This is a genomic window from Streptomyces sp. NPDC060064, from assembly GCF_042736455.1.
In the GTDB taxonomy this organism is placed as follows: Bacteria; Actinomycetota; Actinomycetes; order Streptomycetales; family Streptomycetaceae; genus Streptomyces.
In genome coordinates, this window is the sequence record NZ_JBHWWF010000005.1 from 109257 (window position 1) to 129229 (window position 19973).

Annotated in this window: 20 protein-coding genes; 11 read left to right on the forward strand and 9 right to left on the reverse strand. The window is 68.9% G+C overall.

Translation table 11 applies throughout. The annotated features are described in order from the left end of the window. Positions 1–488: 488 nt before the first annotated feature. Positions 489–2033 carry a glutamate synthase subunit beta gene (locus ACFWDI_RS08545; protein WP_385302144.1) on the reverse strand — a complete coding sequence of 515 codons (1545 nt, stop codon included), beginning with the start codon at positions 2031–2033 and terminating at the stop codon, positions 489–491. Positions 2034–2357: 324 nt separating this feature from the next. Between ACFWDI_RS08545 and ACFWDI_RS08550 the strand changes: the two genes are divergently transcribed. The 4 genes from ACFWDI_RS08550 (at position 2358) to ACFWDI_RS08565 (ending at position 6777) form a co-directional block, all read left to right on the forward strand. Beyond that, the gene (locus ACFWDI_RS08550) at positions 2358–2768 is read left to right on the forward strand and encodes a DUF4259 domain-containing protein (RefSeq protein WP_385302146.1); all 411 of its coding nucleotides are present in this window, start codon (positions 2358–2360) and stop codon (positions 2766–2768) included. Between the two features lie 318 nt (positions 2769–3086). After that, on the forward strand, positions 3087–3578 hold the full coding sequence (locus ACFWDI_RS08555; protein WP_385302148.1) for a hypothetical protein: 492 nt from the start codon (positions 3087–3089) through the stop codon (positions 3576–3578). 459 nt (positions 3579–4037) lie between these two features. Continuing rightward, the gene (locus ACFWDI_RS08560; protein ID WP_385302149.1) at positions 4038–5576 is read left to right on the forward strand and encodes a S8 family serine peptidase; all 1539 of its coding nucleotides are present in this window, start codon (positions 4038–4040) and stop codon (positions 5574–5576) included. Positions 5577–5820: 244 nt separating this feature from the next. Continuing rightward, complete coding sequence (locus ACFWDI_RS08565; RefSeq protein WP_385302151.1) at positions 5821–6777, forward strand: aldo/keto reductase family oxidoreductase; 957 nt, start codon at positions 5821–5823, stop codon at positions 6775–6777. Positions 6778–7371: 594 nt separating this feature from the next. Here ACFWDI_RS08565 and ACFWDI_RS08570 read toward each other — a convergent pair. Together ACFWDI_RS08570 and ACFWDI_RS08575 are read right to left on the reverse strand one after the other, a co-directional pair. Then, a complete protein-coding gene (locus ACFWDI_RS08570; RefSeq protein ID WP_385302153.1) occupies positions 7372–7536 on the reverse strand; it encodes a hypothetical protein in 165 nt (54 codons plus the stop codon). A 61-nt stretch (positions 7537–7597) separates the two neighbouring features. Next, the gene (locus ACFWDI_RS08575) at positions 7598–9085 is read right to left on the reverse strand and encodes a PLP-dependent aminotransferase family protein (protein ID WP_385302154.1); all 1488 of its coding nucleotides are present in this window, start codon (positions 9083–9085) and stop codon (positions 7598–7600) included. 100 nt (positions 9086–9185) lie between these two features. Here ACFWDI_RS08575 and ACFWDI_RS08580 point away from each other — a divergent pair, with 100 nt between their 5' ends. From ACFWDI_RS08580 to ACFWDI_RS08610, 7 genes are all read left to right on the forward strand, one after another. Further along, positions 9186–9947, forward strand: a complete 762-nt coding sequence (locus ACFWDI_RS08580) for a YitT family protein (RefSeq protein ID WP_385302156.1) — start codon at positions 9186–9188, stop codon at positions 9945–9947. Positions 9948–10133: 186 nt separating this feature from the next. Further along, complete coding sequence (locus tag ACFWDI_RS08585) at positions 10134–10568, forward strand: DUF5959 family protein (RefSeq protein WP_385302157.1); 435 nt, start codon at positions 10134–10136, stop codon at positions 10566–10568. Between the two features lie 80 nt (positions 10569–10648). Further along, entirely contained in the window at positions 10649–10912 is a 264-nt protein-coding gene (locus ACFWDI_RS08590) for a hypothetical protein (protein WP_385302159.1), read from the forward strand. A 2-nt stretch (positions 10913–10914) separates the two neighbouring features. Beyond that, complete coding sequence (locus ACFWDI_RS08595; RefSeq protein WP_385302446.1) at positions 10915–11286, forward strand: fic family toxin-antitoxin system, toxin component; 372 nt, start codon at positions 10915–10917, stop codon at positions 11284–11286. Positions 11287–11596: 310 nt separating this feature from the next. Continuing rightward, entirely contained in the window at positions 11597–11743 is a 147-nt protein-coding gene (locus tag ACFWDI_RS08600) for a hypothetical protein (protein WP_362686188.1), read from the forward strand. A 205-nt stretch (positions 11744–11948) separates the two neighbouring features. Continuing rightward, positions 11949–13217 (forward strand): ATP-binding protein, encoded by a 1269-nt coding sequence (locus ACFWDI_RS08605; protein ID WP_385302161.1) that lies wholly within the window; start codon positions 11949–11951, stop codon positions 13215–13217. A gap of 61 nt (positions 13218–13278) precedes the next feature. Beyond that, on the forward strand, positions 13279–13710 hold the full coding sequence (locus tag ACFWDI_RS08610) for a hypothetical protein (protein WP_385302164.1): 432 nt from the start codon (positions 13279–13281) through the stop codon (positions 13708–13710). Between the two features lie 123 nt (positions 13711–13833). On the opposite strand, the gene ACFWDI_RS08615 is transcribed toward ACFWDI_RS08610, so the two are convergent. The 6 genes from ACFWDI_RS08615 to ACFWDI_RS08640 form a co-directional block, all read right to left on the reverse strand. Further along, complete coding sequence (locus tag ACFWDI_RS08615) at positions 13834–14004, reverse strand: hypothetical protein (RefSeq protein ID WP_385302165.1); 171 nt, start codon at positions 14002–14004, stop codon at positions 13834–13836. A gap of 695 nt (positions 14005–14699) precedes the next feature. Then, positions 14700–15968 carry an RCC1 domain-containing protein gene (locus ACFWDI_RS08620; protein WP_385302167.1) on the reverse strand — a complete coding sequence of 423 codons (1269 nt, stop codon included), beginning with the start codon at positions 15966–15968 and terminating at the stop codon, positions 14700–14702. Between the two features lie 242 nt (positions 15969–16210). Next, positions 16211–17077 (reverse strand): RimK family alpha-L-glutamate ligase, encoded by an 867-nt coding sequence (locus tag ACFWDI_RS08625; protein ID WP_385302169.1) that lies wholly within the window; start codon positions 17075–17077, stop codon positions 16211–16213. After that, positions 17074–18030: a RimK family alpha-L-glutamate ligase gene (locus ACFWDI_RS08630; protein ID WP_385302170.1), complete on the reverse strand. Its 957-nt coding sequence runs from the start codon at positions 18028–18030 to the stop codon at positions 17074–17076. Before ACFWDI_RS08630 ends, ACFWDI_RS08625 begins: the two co-directional genes overlap by 4 nt. A gap of 227 nt (positions 18031–18257) precedes the next feature. After that, the gene (locus ACFWDI_RS08635; RefSeq protein WP_385302173.1) at positions 18258–18674 is read right to left on the reverse strand and encodes a nuclear transport factor 2 family protein; all 417 of its coding nucleotides are present in this window, start codon (positions 18672–18674) and stop codon (positions 18258–18260) included. Positions 18675–18702: 28 nt separating this feature from the next. Next, positions 18703–19641: an aldo/keto reductase gene (locus tag ACFWDI_RS08640; RefSeq protein WP_385302176.1), complete on the reverse strand. Its 939-nt coding sequence runs from the start codon at positions 19639–19641 to the stop codon at positions 18703–18705. Positions 19642–19973: the final 332 nt, after the last annotated feature.

The window sequence follows — 19973 nt, forward strand, 5'->3', positions numbered from 1 at the left end:
TATAATTCACTGGTTTTTTTGGCGCGTCACCGGTTGGGGGGGTGCAACACACCTTGGGGCCCCCCCGGGGGGGGGGGGCCCCCCCCCCCCACGTCCAAGCCACCGAGCAGACCGATGCGCACCTCGTCGGCCACGTCCGCCCCTATGGCCGGCTAGCGAGGGCGGGTGGATCCATCAGCGGTCGGTCCGGTCGGTGACGAGATCCTTCAGTAGCTGCTCCCAGGGCCACTGACCCTGGGCCCTGGCACAGGTACGGACCAAACCCACCGCCAGTTGCACGGCGGCGCAGTCGAGGCCGAGCACTGCGGGACTGGTTCACGTGACCATGCGCATCACCGTCACGACCCAGATGGCCATTTCCCTGCGCTCACCAGCGGGTTCGACAGCCAGGGTCACACAGGAGTTACACCGGTCACTTTACAGCCGAGGGGGGAGGATGCGCGGCAGGTTCGGGCCGCGCCCGCCGGGGCAGCGGCCGGCCCCGGGCATCACGCCGCCAGGGGCCGGTCCTTTGCAGTGATGGGGGCCGGGAGCACGGTGGAGCCGGTCAGATAGCGGTCCGTGGCCGCCGCGGCGGCACGTCCCTCCGCGATGGCCCACACCACAAGGGACTGGCCGCGTCCCGCGTCGCCCGCGACGAAGATCCCGTCCGTCTTGGTGCGGACGGTCCGCACCGTCCGCACGGCCGTCTCCGCCGTCTCCGCCGTCTCGGGCGTCTCGGCCGCCTGGGCCGCGAAGGCGGCGTCCCGCGCGAAGTTTCCGCGCTCGTCCAGCGTGAGCCCGAGCTGCTTCATCAGGCCGGTGCCCCGTTCGGGACCGGAGAAGCCAAGGGCGAGCAGGACCAGCTCCGCCGGGATCACCCGCTCGGTGTCCGCCAGCGGCCTTCTGGCCTCGGGTTCCACTTCCGTCAGGCGCAGCGTGTGCACGTGGCCGGCCGGGCCCCCTTCGAAGCGGAGGGTGGCGGAGGAGAAGACCCTCGGATCCGTGCCCTCCCGCCCTCGGGCCTCTTCGTGGGCATGGGAGATCCGGTAGACCTTCGGATACGTGGGCCAGGGGTCGGTGTCCGGCCGGGCATCGCCGGGCTCCGGGTTGATGTCCAGCTGCACCACGGAGGCGGCGCCCTGGCGGAGGGCGGTGCCCAGACAGTCCGAGCCGGTGTCCCCGCCACCGACTATCACCACATGCTTGCCCTCGGCGGTGATGGGGGGTGAGGCGTAGTCGCCTTCTCTGACCCGGTCGGCGAGGGTCAGGTATTCCATGGCCTGATGGATGCCGTACAGCTCGCGGCCGGGGACGGGGAGCTCCCGGCGCTCCATGGCTCCGACGGCGACGACGATCGCGTCGTGACGCCTCCTGAGCTCGGTGGCGTCGAGATCGGTGCCGACGTCCACTTCCGTGCGGAACTTGGTGCCCTCCGCCCGCATCTGCTCGATTCGGCGGTCCAGGTGCCGTTTCTCCAGCTTGAACGCGGGGATGCCGTAGCGCAGCAGTCCGCCGACTCGGTCCGCGCGCTCGTACACCGCGACCGTGTGGCCGGCCCGGGTCAGCTGCTGGGCCGCTGCCAGTCCCGCGGGCCCGGAGCCGATGACGGCGACGGTCTTGCCGCTGAGCCGCTCGGGCGGCTGCGGTGGCGCGTACCCGCGCTCCCAGATCTGGTCGGCGATGGCCTGCTCGACGTTCTTGATCGTCACCGGATCGGCGTTGATGGCCAGCACACAGGCGTCCTCACACGGCGCCGGGCACAGGCGCCCGGTGAACTCGGGGAAGTTGTTCGTCGCGTGCAGCCGCTCGGCCGCGGCTCGCCAGTCGCCCTGCGTCGCGTACGCGTTCCACTCGGGGATGAGATTCCCCAGCGGGCAGCCGCTGTGGCAGAACGGCAGGCCGCAGTCCATGCAGCGCCCGGCCTGTTCGGACACGAGCGGAAGCAGCGCCTGGCCCGCGTAGACCTCGTTCCAGTCGCTCAGCCGTTCCTCGATGGGGCGCGGCGGGACGGGCCGACGGGGGATCTTGAGGAAGCCGTGAGGGTCGGTCATGCGCCGCCTCCAGCGTTCACTCGCGGTGCAATACGGCGTTCTGACCAGCGTACGCCTGCTTTGTGGCGTTTTTTCGGTCGGTGGGCTCAAGCATCCGGCGCTTGAGCATCTTGATCCCGTTGACGTGTCCTTCGACGAAACCCGAGTTCGAGGGCAGGGTCGGGCCCCGCGATCACAGCGCCGCTTTCGCCCCACTCTCGGGCACCTCGATGGCCGCAGCGCACAGCACCGGCGAGGTGGCGCTCCGCCTGCGGGCGAACTCGCGGAGGAATCGCCTGCCGCTCCTGACCACGCCGACGCCGCGGACTCCTGGAGGAGATCACCATGGGCGCCTGGGGCATCGGCCCCCTCGACAAACGAGGACGCCGCAGACTTCGCCGTCGAGCCGGCACCGCGGACTCACTGGACGCCTCCGACGCCATGCGCGCCGTGGCCGCGGCTGCCCTGGTCGTCGCACCATGTCCGGGTGGCGAACCGGCCTGCCCGCACTACGGTCCCTCGGACCCAATGCCGGAATTCCCCATCGGCCTCAGGATGTTGGCTGTCGACGCCCTGAACCAGGTGGTCGCGGAGCCGTCCGAAGTCGCCGAGCTGTACTACGAAGCCTTGAACAGCCGGAAAGAATGGCGTCCGGTGCTGAAGCCGTCGACGACGCCATGGCGGTGCGTGTCCGGCGGACAATCCGTGACCATTGTGCAGGTCGGGCGTTGCCCATCACGTGATCATTGGGGCTGACGAATGGCGCCGTGAACCGGCCGTCTCCAGACGCGGACCCGAGCCGCGGAGGTACCTCCTGAGACTCCAGGTCCTGCGGCGCTCCACTGGTATGCGTACCGCCATCGTTGTCGCTGCCGCCCTCGGCATCGCCGGACCGGCAATGGGCGAAGCCGTGGTCAGGCCCGGCCTGACAGCCACGACGACCGTTTCGGTCAACGGCACTACCGGCACATGGGCGGCCCGCAATCCCCACGCCACGCCAGCAGCCAACGGCGCACCTGTACCCCCCTCCAGCTTGCCGGCCGCGAGGCTTCATCCCGATGTAAAGGAACCCCCATGCGCCTCAACACGAAAATCCGCACCGTGCTCGGCGTCACCGTCGTCGGCACAATCCTCGGGATCGGCGGATTCGCCATCGCCGCGTTCATCCAGCAGAGCACATCGGACGCCGTGACGGGCTCCGCCGAGTCCTTCGCCCCCATCACGGTTACCGGCGGGCAAACCGGCAAGATGCTGCCCGGCGAAACCGCAGACGTCACCCTCACTTTCACCAACCCGAACAGCAACGTAAGGGCCAAGCTGATCTCCATCGCCGCCGGCGACGTCGTTGTCGACACCGTTGCGAACGCCGACGACATGACGTACTGCCACGATCAGATCGAACTGTCCACAACCGGCGTGGGCACGCTGCCCACGCTTGACCTCAGCCAGGCCAACCTGCCATTCGTGCTGGCTGACGCCGTGAAGTTGAAGGAAGACACCGACATTCGCTGTCAAGGAATGACGTTTCACACCACGTGGACGGTCCAGTCCGAGGCTGTCCGCTGAGCGCGGTCCTCGCGACCTACGCATGAACCCGGCTGCCCGTTGACCGTTGTCGGTACCCCGTAGTCGGTACCCCACACCAGGGGCCAACGTAAGACCAACTATTTGGCCCCTGGTGTCACGGTTCTCACCAACACCCCAGTCCGCGAGGACTCTTGATCGTGTGGGCTGGAGATGCAGCCGGCCGACGACCCGGTGCGATCGGGAAGCACCAGCAACCACGGGGTGACCGGCCCCGACGTGCCCTGGCCGGGCTGTCGCCCGGGACGCACTGCCACCGACGGCAACGATCTTCAGCATCGCACGGTGGGCGAAATGTCTACGGGGAGTCGGAAACAAGTAAGGAAGCCTATTGCCGTTGGCCATTGATACGCACGCTTGATCGACGCTAGCTTGCTTCGTCACGTACCTCGCCCGTGCGTACACAATTCGGGCAGCCCTTTGATGATGTGGAGTACCTCCATGGCTCATCTGCGCTCCAGACGCCTGCGTGCCGCCCTCGCGGTACCGGCCGGACTGGCGCTGACCGCGTCGCTCGGCTTCCTGCCGGGCGTCGCCTCCGCCCAGGCCGCCGTGCAGGACACCCCTGCCACAGCGACCACGGACGGCCCCAAGCTCTCGTACGTGGTCAACACCAAGGCGAACCACGGCAAAATCAAGGCCGTTGAGAAGGCGATAGCCGAAGCCGGCGGCACCGTTGTCATCACCTACGAGAAGATCGGCGTCATCGTCGTCCACTCGGCGAACCCCGACTTCGCCAAGCAGATACGCACGGTCAAGGGCGTGCAGAGCGCGGGTGCCACGCGTACCGCCGCTCTCGCCCCTGCGAGCACCACCGAGATGGGCGCCCCGGAGTACGTGGACAGCGCCAAGGCCCAGGCCCGTACGGCCGCCACCGATGGCACCGAGCCGCTCGAGGCCGACCAGTGGGACCTGCGCGCCATCGGTGCGGACAAGGCAGCCAAGGTCAACCCGGGTAGCAGGAACGTCACTGTCGCCGTGATCGACACGGGTGTGGACGACACCCACCCCGACCTCGCCGCGAACTTCTCCAAGCGTCAGTCCGCCAACTGCGTGGGCGGCGTTGCGGACACCAGCGAGGGTGCCTGGCGTCCATACGACCCGGCGGAGGATTACCACGGCACGCACGTCGCCGGTGAGATAGCCGCCGCCCGCAACGGCATCGGCGTGGCCGGAGTTGCTCCGGGCGTCAAGGTCTCCTCGATCAAGGTGAGCGACCCGAAGACCAGCCTCTTCTTCCCGGAGAGTGTGGTCTGCGCGTTCGTCTTCGCCGCCGACCATGGCGTCGAGATCACCAACAACAGCTACTACATCGACCCGTGGCTCTACAACTGCCTCGACGACCCGGACCAGAAGGCCATCGTCGACGCGGTCAACCGGGCCTCGTTGTACGCACAGAGCAAGGGCACGCTGCACGTCGCGTCCGCGGGCAACTCGAACCACGACCTCGACTCCGACGCGATCGTCGACGAATCCAGCCCCGACGACACCACCCCGGCCCCGCGGACCGTAGACCCGCACAAGTGCTTCGACATCCCCACCCAGCTGCCGGGTGTCGTCACGGTCTCGGCGACCGGCGTGCAGAACCTGAAGTCGTACTACTCCAGCTACGGACTCGGCGTCGTCGACGTCGCGGCCCCGGGCGGCGACAAGTACCAGATCCCGGACACCCCGTCGAAGAACGGCCGGATCCTGGCCACCATGCCCAACAACGGGTACGCCTTCCTGCAGGGCACCTCGATGGCCGGCCCGCACGTGGCCGGTGTCGCGGCACTCCTCAAGAGCACCCACCCGTGGGCCGGCCCGCAGGCTCTGCAGGCGCTGCTCAAGGCCCAGGCGGACAACCCCGGTTGCCCGACCGGACTGTACGACCCCGACGGCAACGGCATCGAAGACTCGACCTGCAAAGGCCACAGGCGGGTGAACGGCTTCTACGGCTACGGCATCGTCAACGCACTCGACGCCGTCACGAAGCACTGACACACCGCGCCCTGAGGTCTGCATCATCTGCAGGCCTCAGGGCGTCGGCCCGGTGCCGACCGCACCGAGCCGCTCTCTCCGCGGGGAACTGAGGGCCGCCTGCCCCCCGTCCAGCAGACCGACTTCGCCGCGGCTGTGCCTCCACTGACCCTCAGGGGGCGGGATTGGGCGCCTTATGTTCCGCTTGCGCCTTACAGACGGCCTGTGGACAGCTGCTGCTGATGCTGCGTCGTAAGGTGACGGTGTGACGACGAATGCGGGGACGAGCGGTGGGCGGCTGCTGTACGGGTGCATGGGGCTCGGCGGCAGTTGGGATACCGAGCCCTACGGCGCGCCGGAGATTGCAGATGCCGAGGCAGCAATCGAGGCGGCGCTGGACTGCGGGATCAGCACGTTCGACCACGCCGACATCTACCGGCACGGGAAGGGTGAGGCAGTCTTCGGTGAGGTTCTCGCCCGCACCCCAGGACTGCGTGAGCGCATCGTCGTGCAGACCAAGTGCGGTATCCGTCTTGCAGACGGCGAGCGGCCCGGCATCTACGACCTCCGTGGGCAGAGCATCGCCCGGCGGGTCGAGGAGAGCCTGGCTCGTCTGCGTACTGACGTCATCGATGTGCTGCTACTGCACCGGCCGGATCCCTTGGCAGACCCGGACGAGATCGCCGAGGCACTGACATCGCTGCACCGGCAGGGCATTGTGCGACGGTTCGGTGTGTCGAACATGGGCGCCGTGCAGATGGCCCCTCTCCAGGCACGTCTCGACGTCCCGCTGGTCGCCAATCAGCTGGAGATGAGCCTGCAGCGGCGGGACTGGCTCGAAGCCGGTGTCCTCGTGAACACCCCGGAAGCCGCTGGAATCGGCTTCCCGTTCGGGACGCTCGAATTCTGCCAGGAGAACGGCATTTCCCTGCAGGCATGGGGGGCACTCGCGCAGGGCCGTTTCACGGGTCGGCAGCAGACGCCGGACGAGTACGCGACCGCGCAGCTCATCACGTCATTGGCCGACAAGAAAGGCACGACGCCGGAGACGATTCTGCTGTGGTGGCTCCAGCGGCATCCGGCCGGGATCGTGCCGGTGATCGGAAGCGTGCGTCCTGAACGTATCCGCGCCTGCCGTGACGCCGCGCAGCAGGAACCAGACCTCAGCCGAGAGGAGTGGTACGAACTCTGGCTCACTGCCCGCGGCGCTCCTCTTCCCTGATCTTCCCTGATCTTCGCTGATCGGCTCAAGAGCGTCCCGCGCGGATGCCTCTCCGATCAGTACGAACCGGGAGTCACCCACCAGGTAGAACAGCGCCTCGTCGCTCGGCACCCCGTCCTCGACGGGTATCGCCTCGGCCCGTAGGACTGCAACGTCGGTCGGGCCCTCGGAGCCGGACGTGGCGGGCCGCCTGGCCGCCGCACGGATCAAGTCCCGCACCTCGTCGTCCGTGTACGGGCGCGGGCCGGGCGAGAGCGCAGTGCAGGTGCCGACCGGCACCCCGCCGGACATGCTGGAGTCGGGGATGCAGCCAGCCTGGCCCCAACTCCCCACCCCTGTCAGGAGATCCAAGAAGCATTGCCTAGCCCGCCGGCCACGGCGGGGACCCTACTCTCAACCATGACAGCTGCTCGTTGCTGTCGGCAGACACTTCGTACACCATGGCCCAACTGGCAATCAGCCGAGCGCCGCGTCGAGCAGGGGACTGCCACGCCGATCGCAGCCATCGTTCCGCACCTGTCCAGGGGCGAGCGCACCCGGTAGCGCGCCGACACCGGACCACCTCAGGCAATCTGGAGTCGCCGCGCTATCTGGCTAGAGCTTTTCGATGTCCTTGTGGGCCAGTTCGGAGCCGTGGTAAGCAGCCAAGCGCACCTTGAGCTGATGGCCCTTCGGCGCCTTGATGATCAGGTTGGGCGTCTCCACCAGGCCGACACCGTTACACGGAGGCTCGGTGATGAGGCTGGTCCAACCGTCCACCTCGTCATGCGAGTCGTTCCACTGTCCAGGAACGGTGAAGCGACGGCAGGCAGGGCCGCTCTCAGGCGACCCAGTGCGGTCGTCGGGTGGTGGACGGGAGCGAGCGGCCATCGGCGAGGGCGGCGGCCAGGCGGTGTACAGCCTCGCGCAGGGTTTCTACAGGCGTGGTGTAGGGGATGCGGAGCCGTTGTTCGAAAATGCCCGGATCGGTGGCGAAGTAGGCGCCGCTCTCGATGCGTACCCCGTTGTCCAGCGCCCGCTCGGCCAGCGCCGAGGCGACGGGCTCGCCCAGGTCGACCCACAGCGACAGACCGCCTGGCGGCAGTTGCCAGGTCCACTGCGGGATGTGCTCGGCCAGGGCCGCGGCCAGAGCAGCGCGCTGCTGGCGCATCTGTTCCAGGCGGGGCGGCATTAGTTCCCCGGCCCGAGCCAGCAGGGCGAGGGCCAGGAGTTGGTCCAGGACTGAGCCGCCCATATCGGTGGCGACTCGCTGGCCGGCAAGTTCGGTGACCAGCCGCGCGGGGGCACGCAGCCAGCCGATGCGCAGACCGCCCCAGTGCGTCTTGCTCATCGAGCCGATGGTGATGACCTGCCCGGTTCCACCGGGCGTGGTGTGGGCGGCGAAAGGCGGCGGTGCGGGGACGTCGAGGGCGAGGTCGGCCAGGGTCTCGTCGACGACCAGCCAGGTGCCGGAGCGCCCCGCGGCGCTCAGGATGCGGACGCGCTCGTACTCGGGCATGAGGCAGCCCGTCGGATTGTGGAAGTCGGGGATCAGGTAGGCCAGTTGGGGCACCACCTGGCGGAAGGTCGATTCGATGATCTCGATATCCCAGCCGGTATCGGTCACGGGCACCGACACGGTGCGCAGCCGAGCGCGGCGCATGGCCTCCAGAGCGTTCGGGTAGGACGGGTTCTCGACCATGACCCGGTCGCCAGGGCGGCACAGCAGCCCTATGACGAGCGTGAGCGCGTGCTGAGCGCCGGAGGTCACCAGGATCTGTTCGGGCACGGTGGTCAGGCCCCGTTGGGTGAAACGCTCGGCGATGGCGGCGCGCAGTTCCGGCAGGCCGTAGGGGTGGTAGCCGGGAGTGTGCGCGTGCTCGGCCAGCCGAGGGGTGACTTGGACGAGTGCATCGATGAGCGTCTGCTCCGGCAGTCCGGGTGCGGCTCTGGCCAGGTCGATCGCGGTGTCCTCGGGCCCGAGGAGCCGTGTAATGCCGCTGGGAGTACGGCCCTCGGGCAGGGTCGTCCAGGTACCGGAGCCCTGGCGGCTGTGCGCGTATCCGCTCTCACGCAGCAGGTCGTACATGGCGGTGATGGTGGTCCTGCTGGTGTTGAGGGCGGCGGCCAGTTCCCGTTCGGCGGGGAGTTTGACGTGCAACGCGATGCGTCCGTCCAGGATCAGCGCGCTGATCGCCTGGGCCAGGTGACGGTAGGCGGGCCTCGTTCCCGCCGGGTCGGGCAGCATCGCGGCAAGCTTTCGGCTCCCCAGGGTCCGGTCCGTGCGGCCCACCCTGCCCACGAGCGGGAACGGATTCGTGTCAGCCACACCATTCTCCCGAGATTGGCCATGTTATCTGGGCCAATCACTCTACAGAGTTGCCCCATTGGCCTTGAAGGCGCACGAGCACATTTGGAGGCAACCAGGCATGCACCAGGACATCACGGACTGCTCCGAGCCCGAACTCCAGGGCGGTCACGAGGATCGCACCGCGACTCCGCTCAGGTCCCGTACGGGCCCGCCCCCGCCCCCACTCACCTACGTCCCTCTCGGCGAGCGTCCGCTGCGACGCCTGCCCCAACTGTTCATAGGCCTCGCCCTGTACGGATTCAGCCTCGCGGTCATGGTCCGGGCATCGCTGGGCGTCACCCCCTGGACCGTCCTGTCCGAGGGCCTGGAGCACCACACCTTCCAGAGCTTCGGCACGATCACCGCCGTCGTGGGTGTTCTCGTGCTGCTGTTGTGGATCCCCCTCAAGCAGAGGCCGAAGTTCGGCACCGTCGCCAACATCATCGTCCTGGCGTACTCAGCCGATCTCGGTCTCTCGCTCATCCCCGAGCACCTCGGATTTCCCGCCCGGGTCGGTCTGCTCGTCGGTGGTGTCCTCCTCAACGGATTGTCTGTCGCCGTCTACGTCGGCGCGCGCTTCGGACCCGGGCCCCGGGACGGGCTGATGACCGGCGCGTCCGCCGCAACCGGGCGTTCCATCCGGTTCATCCGCACCCTGATCGAGATCACCGTGCTCGCCGTGGGCTGGCTGCTCGGTGGGAGCGTGGGTGTCGGCACCGTGCTGTACGCACTGGCGGTCGGACCGACCACCCAGTTCTTCATGCCCTGGTTCGCGTACAGGAGGACTGCCGAGCGTATGGGTGACGCAGCGCTGTCCGAGGAGGCGAATCCGGCGGAGTGATCAAGGGCTGAGGCCTGGTTGGCAGGCTCGGCGTCCACCGTGGCAGGAGCCCTGGGCTCGGAGTTCGAAGGCGATGAGTCCATCCGCCGTGCGGCCTACGGAAAGCGGGAACGAACGTCGGTGAGACGGGGTCAGCGCCGTCGGCTATGGTGCCGGGCACAAGTACCGGGGAGGGTGGGAGTAGCGATGGCGTCCGAGGGTCCGATCGATCTGATCAGTCTGGAGGGCGAGGGCACCAGCGTGATCGTACGGATCACCGGGAAGAAGTCCGCCCAGGACCCGCCCCGCACCGACGCGCTGGTCGGAGAAATCATCGTCGACACCGCTTTCGTACGCGGAAGCATCGCGACGTGGATCTTCCCGGAGGACCTGACGGAGTGGCAGGGAGTCCTGGACGCGCTCGATGGCGGGGCCGACGTCGCGTGGCTCGAGGGCAAGCGCACGACCGAGATGCTCATCGAGCTCGATCCGGACGGTGAGCGGGCCCACGTCACCATCGCGGACCGCTCGATGTCGCTCACCACCGTGACAGTCACGGTCGTTCTGACCGACGCCTGGTTCGACGACGCCTATCGCCGCCTGGACCAGGTTCTGCAGACCTGGCCGTCGGAAGACGCCTGAACCCGCATGCGCGCCCGCGAGGTGTATCGCCAGTCCAATCCAGCCCCCTTGGCTGCTACCACCCTGCTACCCTCGGTTGTATGAGCAGCGCGAAGAAGCAGACGCAGGTGCGACTCGAGCCCGGCGTGCTCGCCGCCGGAAAGGACGCCGCAGCCGCCCGCGGCCTCGATTTCAACCGGTATATCGAGCGTCTCATCGCCGAGGACACCTCCGGTGCCCGGGCGGCAGGCATGGCTGCCGCCCAGCGCCTCATCGACACTCACGGTGCCTTTCTCGACGACCTGGAAGCCGGCATGGACGCGCAGTGCGCCACCGCCACCAGTCCGCGGGGCGCCGCTGCGTGAGCATGTCCCTGCATGTCGATCTGTCCTGGGTCCTGGAGGTGGCCGAGCGTGCCGGCCACCGCGATCCCGCCCCTGACGACCTCGGCGTGCCCATCAGTGCGGTCGCCCGCCACCGCGCCGAGCTCCTGGAACAACCCGTCTACGGCGGCCCCTTCGCGCGCGCCGCTGCTCTGGTCCACACGCTGGGCCGCTGCCGGTGGCTGGAGCGCTCCAACCTCACGGTCGCCTGCGCCGTCGCCGTCATGTACCTCGAGGCCAGTGGCATCCCCGTCGCTCCCACCCGAGAGGAGCTCACCGCCCTGGCTCGCGACCTGTACGACCCGCGCTGCACCGCCGGCCGCGTCGCCGAGCATCTGCGCACCTGGCGACCCTAGGCGCCTGTGACAAGCCCGGGAGGGGCCGTGGGTGACGCATGTGATGCCCTTCCGTCGGCGGCTACCGCCACCCCTGGAAGGCCCGAAATGCATCTGCGGGCCACGTGGGCGCCGAGGCTTTCGAGCGCCCCCTGGCTACTTCACGGCGGACCCTGGGTAGCGGTACTGACATGGCGCGCCGCCGGGGCTGCCGTCGACGCGAGACCGATGTGATCCACGCGTATCGAGTCACAGGAAAGTCGTTGCATAGATATGCACCGTATGTCATAGTTTTGCCATGTATAGCCCTCTACCCGAGGAACACGACCTGATGACCACTGGAGCCCACCCCAACGCTCCTGCCCCCCGCGCGAACATCGCCCTGGCTCGCGACTGCGACGAGTGCCGCGGCTGGGGGAGCGTGGTGAACGATGGCCGCTACGAGCTCTGCCCCGCCTGCCAGACTCTGGGTGCCTGACCGACGATCTGGATCGCTGATCGACGAGGTGTCGCGGTCCGCCGACACGTGCCGACGGACGCTGCAACCACGGCCCCCAAGCCGTATACGACCTCCTCGGCCCCGACGCCACCCGGCGTCCGGCTGGCTCCTGTCCACCGGACAGGCGGGGTCGTGAGCGGGGGCCGATCATGGGAGGAGGGGCGACGCCGACTGGAGGCGAAGCGTGGCCGGCTGGCACGTGAGGGACTTCGCTCCGGACGATCTGGAAGCGGTCGTCCGACTGGACACCGAGGCGACCAGCCCCGAGCTGCCGCCGGTGTTCCGGCTCTCCGATGTCGTCGCTGCGCTCCAGGCACTTCATCCGACCGTCGTCGCCGTCGCCGACGGTCACCTCGTCGGAGTGGCCGTGAGTCGGCTGGAGGGCGACCGGGCCTGGGTCCTGCGGCTCAGTCTGCACCCCGCATGGCGGAATCTCGGACTGGGCTCCGCGCTGCTGTCCGCCTTGGAACACCGGCTGCAGGGCATGGGCTGCAGAACCTTCGGTGCGGTTCTTCCCGACCATGAGGCCTCCGCCACCGCACTGCGCAATTCCGGCTTCAGACCTCGCGAGGGTCTGATCTACTTCGAGAAGTCCCAAGGGGTGACGGCCCAGGACGTGGTGGTGCTGTCCTCTCTCGGAGCAGCCATGCCGGATACCGGGGCCTGGAACAAGCTGGCCGGGATGGCCGCGGAGAAGCGGCTCATCGAGCGTCGTCTGGTCCTGCCGCTGGCACATCCGGAACTCGCGTCCCAGCACGGCGTCGAACCGCCCCGGGCCGTGGTGCTGTTCGGCCCGCCCGGCACCGGAAAGAGCACCTTCGCCCGTGCGGTGGCCGGTCGTCTCGGGTGGCCCTTCGTCGAGCTCTTCCCGTCCCGGCTCGCGCTGGAGGAAGGTCTCGCCACGAGCCTGAGCCGCCGGTTCGACGAGCTGGCCCAGCTCGACCACGTCCTGGTCTTCATCGACGAGGTCGAGGAGGTGGCCGGCACACGAAGCAACGCCGACCCGGCTACCGTCGGAGTGGTCAACGAACTGCTCAAGTCCATCGTGCGGTTCCGGGACCGCGACAACAGACTGCTGATCTGCGCCACCAACAACGTAGCCGCCCTGGACCCGGCGTTCCTCCGGCACGGCCGCTTCGACTACGTACTCCCGGTCGGTCCACCCGACCAGGAGGCCAGGTGCGCCCTGTGGACCAGCTACCTCGCCAGGGCCGGAGCCGAGGCCGACATTCCGGTCCTGGCCGAGGCCAGCGAGGGGTTCACCCCCGCCGACATTGCGCAGGCCGCCCGCACGGTCGCCCAGGCCCTGTTCGAACGCACGCTGGACACCGGGGACAGGGCCCATCCCAGCACCGATGACTATCTGAGGACCATCGGCAGTACGCGACCGACAGTCAGCGCCGACATGGCGCGGGAGTTCGCCGACCAGACCAACCGCTACGGACGCACCTGACCCGTATCGCTCACGGCCGGCGCGGACGAGTAACTGTCCAGCTCCTGTGGATCATCCGTGAGTGCGTCAGGCGGCGGGCGCCGCCGAGACCGGTGCCGCGTACGACGTGCTCGACGCCCGTGACGAAGCAGCCGTCGAGGCTCACGCGGCCTCGGTCGTCGAGCGTGCGGGACCAGGATCGACATCTCCCTCAACCTCGTGCCGCGTGGAGACTTCCACGGCGTGCCGCTACCGAGATGTCGACGAGGACTCCACACGGCCGGTCGTGCAGGGCATCGCCTGCCAGTCCATCACCGCCCGTGCCGCGGCCCGCCGGATGACCGCGCAGGGATCGGGCGTGATCCTGTCTTTGAACAGTGCGTCCGGCAACGGCAGTCCGATGATGGGAGGCACCGGCGCAGCCCACGGCGCGATCGACGCGCTGATCCGCCCGTCCCGTCATGTACCCCCTCCGTGTTCGCGAGGCGGGACGTCGAAGGGAAGCGGGGCATGAAACCCTGCTTCAGGTGCGCGGCGGTGGCTGGTCCCACGCGCTCGGTCCGGACTCGGTGCCGCGGTAGGGCCCAGGGGCGGACCTTGACCCTGCCGACGTTGACGGCAAAAGATCGCCGGAGTGTCAGTTGTGGCCGAACTTCCGCTGCTGCTTATGGGAGACCGGCTCCGCGATCGGGCGCACCGTCTCCTGCGCGGCCGATGTCTTCGCTTGCTCCTTCGCCTCCACGGTGGCGCTGCGCTCATGGCCGCCGGTGCGGGCGCCGCGATTCTGCCGGCTCTGTTTCTTGCCCACGATCGTGCCTCCTGTAGCGGATGTCGGACGATGGGCTGCTACCAGACTTGCATGCGAATACGAAGAGCGCATTTCGGGTATGCGTCGCAGCCGACCGCTGCCGGCGCCCCCGTTGTCGAGATCTTCGGCGGCTCCGATAGGCAAAGTCCGGCACCAGTCCGCACCGGCGCGCGGAATTCAGTTGACCAGGAGATGGGTGGCGGCCTAAGCATCTGCTTCTGAAGGGCAACGCTGCAGGTCAGTTGCCGCTTGAGGCGCCCGGTACACAAGTCGCCGTTATGTGAATGCGTTGCGGTGACGGCAAGCCGAAACAGCGATCAACCCCGATATGGGATTCATTGCCGTTGGGCATCGAAATGTCAGCGGATTTGGAAATCGGATGTCGATGGGTTGGTCATGAGCGGTTTCAGTGGGCGGCCTCAGTCGGCTCTCCATCCGGCCGCTCGGGCAGCACTTGCTCGCAGCATTCTGACGTCAGCCGCTGTCGCCAGACGCGACGTGTATGGGTTGCAGTGGTAGGGACGCTGTACGACGGCGATGTCTGTACCGGGTGGGCGGTCCCACACAGCCCCGGGCAGCAATGCCTCAGGGCCTCGTAGGAGTCCCCCGCACACGCGGGGACGCCCCCACACCAGCCGCTTCGCTCCCGCGCCGCCTCCCTGGCGGGGAGTGAAGCGGCTGGTGTGGGCGCGGGCTCAGACGGCGATGCTGTGACCTCCGCCTGTCCAGACGGCGCGGACGCTGGTGAGGCCAGTGACCGGGACGGGCGTTTGGTGATCGGTGACGGTGCCGTCGCCCAGCTGCCCAGCGGCGTTGTGCCCCCAGCCCTTGACGGTGCCGTTCCGCAGCAGGGCGATGCTGTGGAACATTCCCCCGGCGATGGTGCGGACGCCGGTGAGCCCGGTGACAGTGACAGGGGCCCTGCGGTCGGTGAGGGTTCCGTCGCCGAGCTGGCCGTAGGCGTTCCATCCCCAGGCCTTGGCCGTGCCGTCGGCCCGCACGGCGAGGCTGTGGGCCCAGCCGCCGCCGATCGCGCGCACGTTCTTGAGCCCGGTGACCTGGGCCGGTGGCACCGACCTCCCGGCGCGCTCGCGCAGCGGCCCGTTGCCGAGCTGGCCGAGCTCGTTGTTTCCCCAGGCGATGACGGTGCCTCCCGTGCAGGAACCGCACCCCACGCGGGGGGCGATCAGGGCGAGGCTGTGATACCCACCGGCGGCTACGGCGCGGACCCGGGTCACGCCGGGGACGGTGACGGGCGTGAGGCGGTCGGTCTCGGTGCCGTCGCCGACCTGACCGGAGTCGTTGAACCCCCAGGCCTTGACGGTGCCGTCGGAGAGCAGGGCCAGGTTGTGGTTCGCCCCGGCCGAGATGGCGCGGACGCGGGTGAGGCCGGGGACGGTGACGGGTGTGAGGCGGTCGGTCGTGGTGCCGTCGCCCAGCTGCCCGGTCGAGTTGCGGCCCCAGGCCTTCACGGTGCCGTCATCCAGCAGGGCGAGGCTGTGGTGTAGGCCCGCCGCCACAGCTCGGACGTGCGACAGCCCGGGGACGGTGACGGGTGTGAGGCGGTCGGTCGTGGTGCCGTCACCGAGCTGCCCCGTCAGATTGAGCCCCCACGCCTTCACGGTGCCGTCGGAGAGCGCGGCGAGGCTGTGATGCACGCCGCCCGCGGCGGCGCGGACCCGGGTGAGCCCGGGGACGGTGACGGGTGTGAAGCGGTCGGTGGTGGTGCCGTCACCGACCTGGCCGTACTGGTTCCATCCCCAGGCCCTGATGGTCCGCTGCGAGGCGGCGACGTGGCCCGACTGCGGGTCGGCGACAGCCTGCGGGGTGGGCGTCAGCCATGCCGTCAGGCCCAGCAGCAGGGCGGGCAGCAGGACCCGCCGTCCGGCGGGCGCAGGGCCGGTGCGCGCGGGACCGGCGGACTTCCCGCAGACACGCAGCCGTGTGGGCAGCAGCTTCCTCATGTGCGTTCCTCGCAAGGTAGGGCCCCGCCGCGCCGCCTCCCACGACGCCTGGGTGAACCGATCACCTGCCATTAGTGACGGAGCCTCGTGCCCATGTCCCCTGGACACGCCGGACGTCCCGCACAATGCGCCGAGCGGGTCGCCGTCCCGGCCTCACCCACCGGTCCTCACGACCCGGCGGCTGCTTGGCCGACAGGACGATCAGCGGCGTCACTCCTTCGTATTTCAAGTACGCCGGCCTGTCAGGAAGCAGGAGTGGCTGCAGTCGCGCTCGACTTGCCCCGCGCCCCGGTCACCCGCCGAGTGCCGGCAGTCGATGACCGCTTCGTTCTGCGCAGGGTCAGTGCCGCCAGGGCCTCCGGAGCACCGGCCTGACCCCGGACTCCTGGGAAGGCGTTGATGTCCACAATCAGCGGGGCGCCGTCGCCCGTGTCGATGACGTCCACGCCGTAGACGTCGAGTTCGAAGACCTCGCCGACCCGCCGCGCGAAGGCGGGCCAGCCGGGCGGCAGATCATCGAGGGCGAGCGGGCGTGCGGAGGCCCGCCCTGCGGGCGAGAGTTCGGAACGGCGCAGGGCGGCGAAGAGCTGGTCCCCGACCACCCACAGTTTGTGGTCCCAGCCGCTGTTCGGTGCGAACTCCTGGACCACGACCGGCTCCTGTGGGTATGCGGCCGCGAGCTCCCGCAGTTGTCCGTCGTTGTCGATGCGGGCCACCAGGTCGTGCTTTCGGCTGTGGCGGCTCTTGACCACGACCGGGCCGGGGAGCCGTGGGCCGGACGCCAGCTGAGCGAGCGCGGTGAAGGTGCGGGTGGCGGCGAACGGAAGGCCGGCCCGCCGGGCCTGTTCCGCCATCGCCGTACGGTCCTGGCACAGAGTGGTCGCCGCAGCCGAGTTCACCACTGGGGCGCCCCGCTGCTCCAGGTCGCGGGCGAGGGCCAGGGCACGTGGCGTACGCGACTTCAGCAGGTAGACGTCGGCGAGCGGCTCGAGGACGTCGACCACCGTTTTCGGGTCCAGCGTCTCCACTCGATGCTCGGGGGTGAGCAGGGCGGCGGTGGCGGCCAGCAGCGGATGGTCGGGCTCGGGCGTGATCAGACCAATCCTCATGCGCTCTCAGCCGCCGCCGCAGGAACCTGCACCGGAGTCGGGACCTGCTCAGGGTGCGGGCGCGGTGTCAACGACGACCCGGCGGCCTCGCTGCGCTGTTCCGGCGGACGGGGGGAGGGCAGCGTGGCCGCGCCGGACGCCTGGCCTGTGCGGGCCAGCCCGAGCACGGCTCGTGCCACCCGGGCCGCCGCGTCAGGGACCTGACGGAAACTCGGGAAATCGTTCACATCGACGACCACAGGACCGTCGGGTCCCAGCAGCACGTCCACGCCGTACAGATCGAGGCCGTAGACCGCCCCGACCTGGGCGACTATCCCGGCCACCTCGGCCGACAGCGGAACGCGGCGTTCTCGCACCGAGCGGTCCGGGTGGAGCGGGGAGCAGCGCTCGGTCGCGTACAGCTCGCCGCCGACGCAGTACACCTTGACGTCGATGCCCGGGTTGGTCACATACGGCTGGGCGATGAGCATGCCCTCCCTCGCCAGTTCGGGGACCATCGCGGCGAGTCGATCCGGTGACGACACCAGGTACACGGCCCGCCCCGAGCTTCCGTCGGCGGGCTTGACCACCAGCGGGTACTCCGACGCCGGTATTTCCGCCAGCAGCTCGGGCCGCGCCGCCGCGTAGGTCTGTGGCAGCGGAAGCCCGCGGCTGCGACCGATCGCCGCGGCCAGTGCCTTGTCCCGTACACCTCGTATCGACCGGGCGTCGTTGACTGTCGTCATCCCGGCCGCGGCGGCGGCTTCGAGCAAGGTGAGCCCTGGGCCGCCGGAGACGGTCTTGAGAACCCAAGCGTCATGGGTGCCCGCCTGCACCGTCTCGGTCATGCGCAGCAGGGAACCGCCCGGCCGCAGCACGTCCACCTGGTGTCCCCAAGATGTCAGTTGACGGATCACCTCAATCGGCATGCCGTCGTGACGGTAGTGCTCCTCCACCAGGAAGCAGAGCCTCATCGACCTTCCCCGTAACCCCCGGACGTCCGCCGATCCAGTCCCGGCGAGTTGTGATGTCACAGGATGTCATGAACGCCGTGCGGTGATCTCCCCGGCGCCAGGCTGATCTTCCTGCGCCCAACAGACGGCCGGACGGCCGTCGTCGCGCATCAGGTGCCAGAGGGAGACGGGCCCGGACGGGCATCGGCCCCACCGCGCCCGCACGGGCTCGGCGGGCCGACCAGCGTTCAGGGCGTCACGGGTTCGGTACCGCCGGTCAGGGACCGGTCGAGGAGCAGCGGGTCATACGCGTGCTCCCAGTGCTCGACGATCCTGCCGCCCTTGAAGCGCCACAGTCCGCAGAAGGGCATCGCGATGTCCCGGCGGTCGCGATGTGCTCGCAGTGTTCCGAGCACTGCCCCGAATTCGTCGTTGGCTGTGATGTGCTCCACGTCCATGACCAGGGTGTGGCCCGTCAGGCGGATGAGGTCGCGTTCATGCGCCAGGACGGCTTCCTTGCCGTGAACCTTCGACGGCCGGCCGAGGATCCCTCGCTGCGCGGTGTGCAGCACCACGTCGTCAGCGATGTATTCGGCGATGCGGGCGAGGTCCGCGTACAAGGAGCGCAGAACGGTGGCATTGGGGTGCACGTATGAGGTGTCCATGAGTTCTCCGTCGTCGCGTGGTTGACGCTCAGCGCACCGGCACGGGGGCGATGCCGGCGGACCGGCTGCGGTCGACCTCGTAGGTGATGGCGTTCCAGTCGTCGTCGCTCAGCCGGATGTCGGCCGCGCGCATGTTCTCTTCCAGGTGGGTGAGGGAAGCGGTGCCCGGGATCAGCAGGGTGGCCGGTGAGCAGTGCAGCAGCCAGGCCAGGGCGAGCTGCGAGGCCGTCACGCCGTACCGCGCGGCGATCGGGGTGAGCAGACCGTCGGGCCCGACGAGCTCTCCGTGCCCCATGGGAAACCAGGGGATGAAGGCGATACGGTGCTCCTCCGCATAGCGCAGGGCGTCTCCGCCGACGCGGTCGGCGACGTTGTAGCGGTTCTCCACTGCGACGAGAGCCGCGGTCTTGCGGGCCTGCTCGAGTTGCTCCACTGTGACTCCGGGCTGTCCGGAGATACCGATGTGGCGGATCTTGCCCTGCTCCTGGAGCCTGACCAGTTCGCCGAGCTGGTCGGCCAGAGGCACGGCCGGATCGATGCTGTGCAGCTGGTACAGGTCGATGCGCTCCACGCCGAGGTTGCGCAAACTCATCTCGACCTGCTGGCGGAGGTATTCCGGACGGCCCAGGGGGACGATGTACAGCTCGCCCTCGTCCGGCCAGTCGTCCGGCCCGGAGCGCAGCATGCCGCCCTTCGTACAGATCACCAGTTCGCCGGGGTAGGGATGCAGAGCTTCACGGATGATGCGTTCGTTGTCGCCGGGCCCATAGGCGTCGGCGGTGTCGATGAAGGTGACACCCAGGTCCACGGCGCGGCGGAGCACGGCGATGGCGTTGTCGGGGTCCTCCGGCGGTCCCCACATGCCGGGGCCGGTGAGGTGCATCGCGCCGAAGCCGAGGCGGTTGATCGTCAGGTCGCCTCCGATGGTCAGCTGCTTGTTGTTCTCCGGGGGTGCTGCTGGCGTCATGTGGGGGTCCTTCCGAGCCGGACAGCGCAATGGGCAGGGTGGGCGTACCACTGGTGGTCCACATGCCGAGGCAGAAGCCGGCGGTGCCGTCGGTCCCCGGCGATCAGACGGCGCCCGTTGTCGGCGCCTGCGCGCGTCCAGTGGCGGCATGGAGCGCACAGGACGGCTGCGGAGGTCGAACGAATCCACCGTCCACTTCAACCGACCGGCCGGCCGATGACCAGCCGCAATGCTCCGAACGGGTGACCCTCGCGTCGGATGCGAATCGGTGCCGCGGTCGGCATGCAGGCTCCAATCGCCTGGCGTAGCGTTGTGGGTCGTTGGCCAACCGC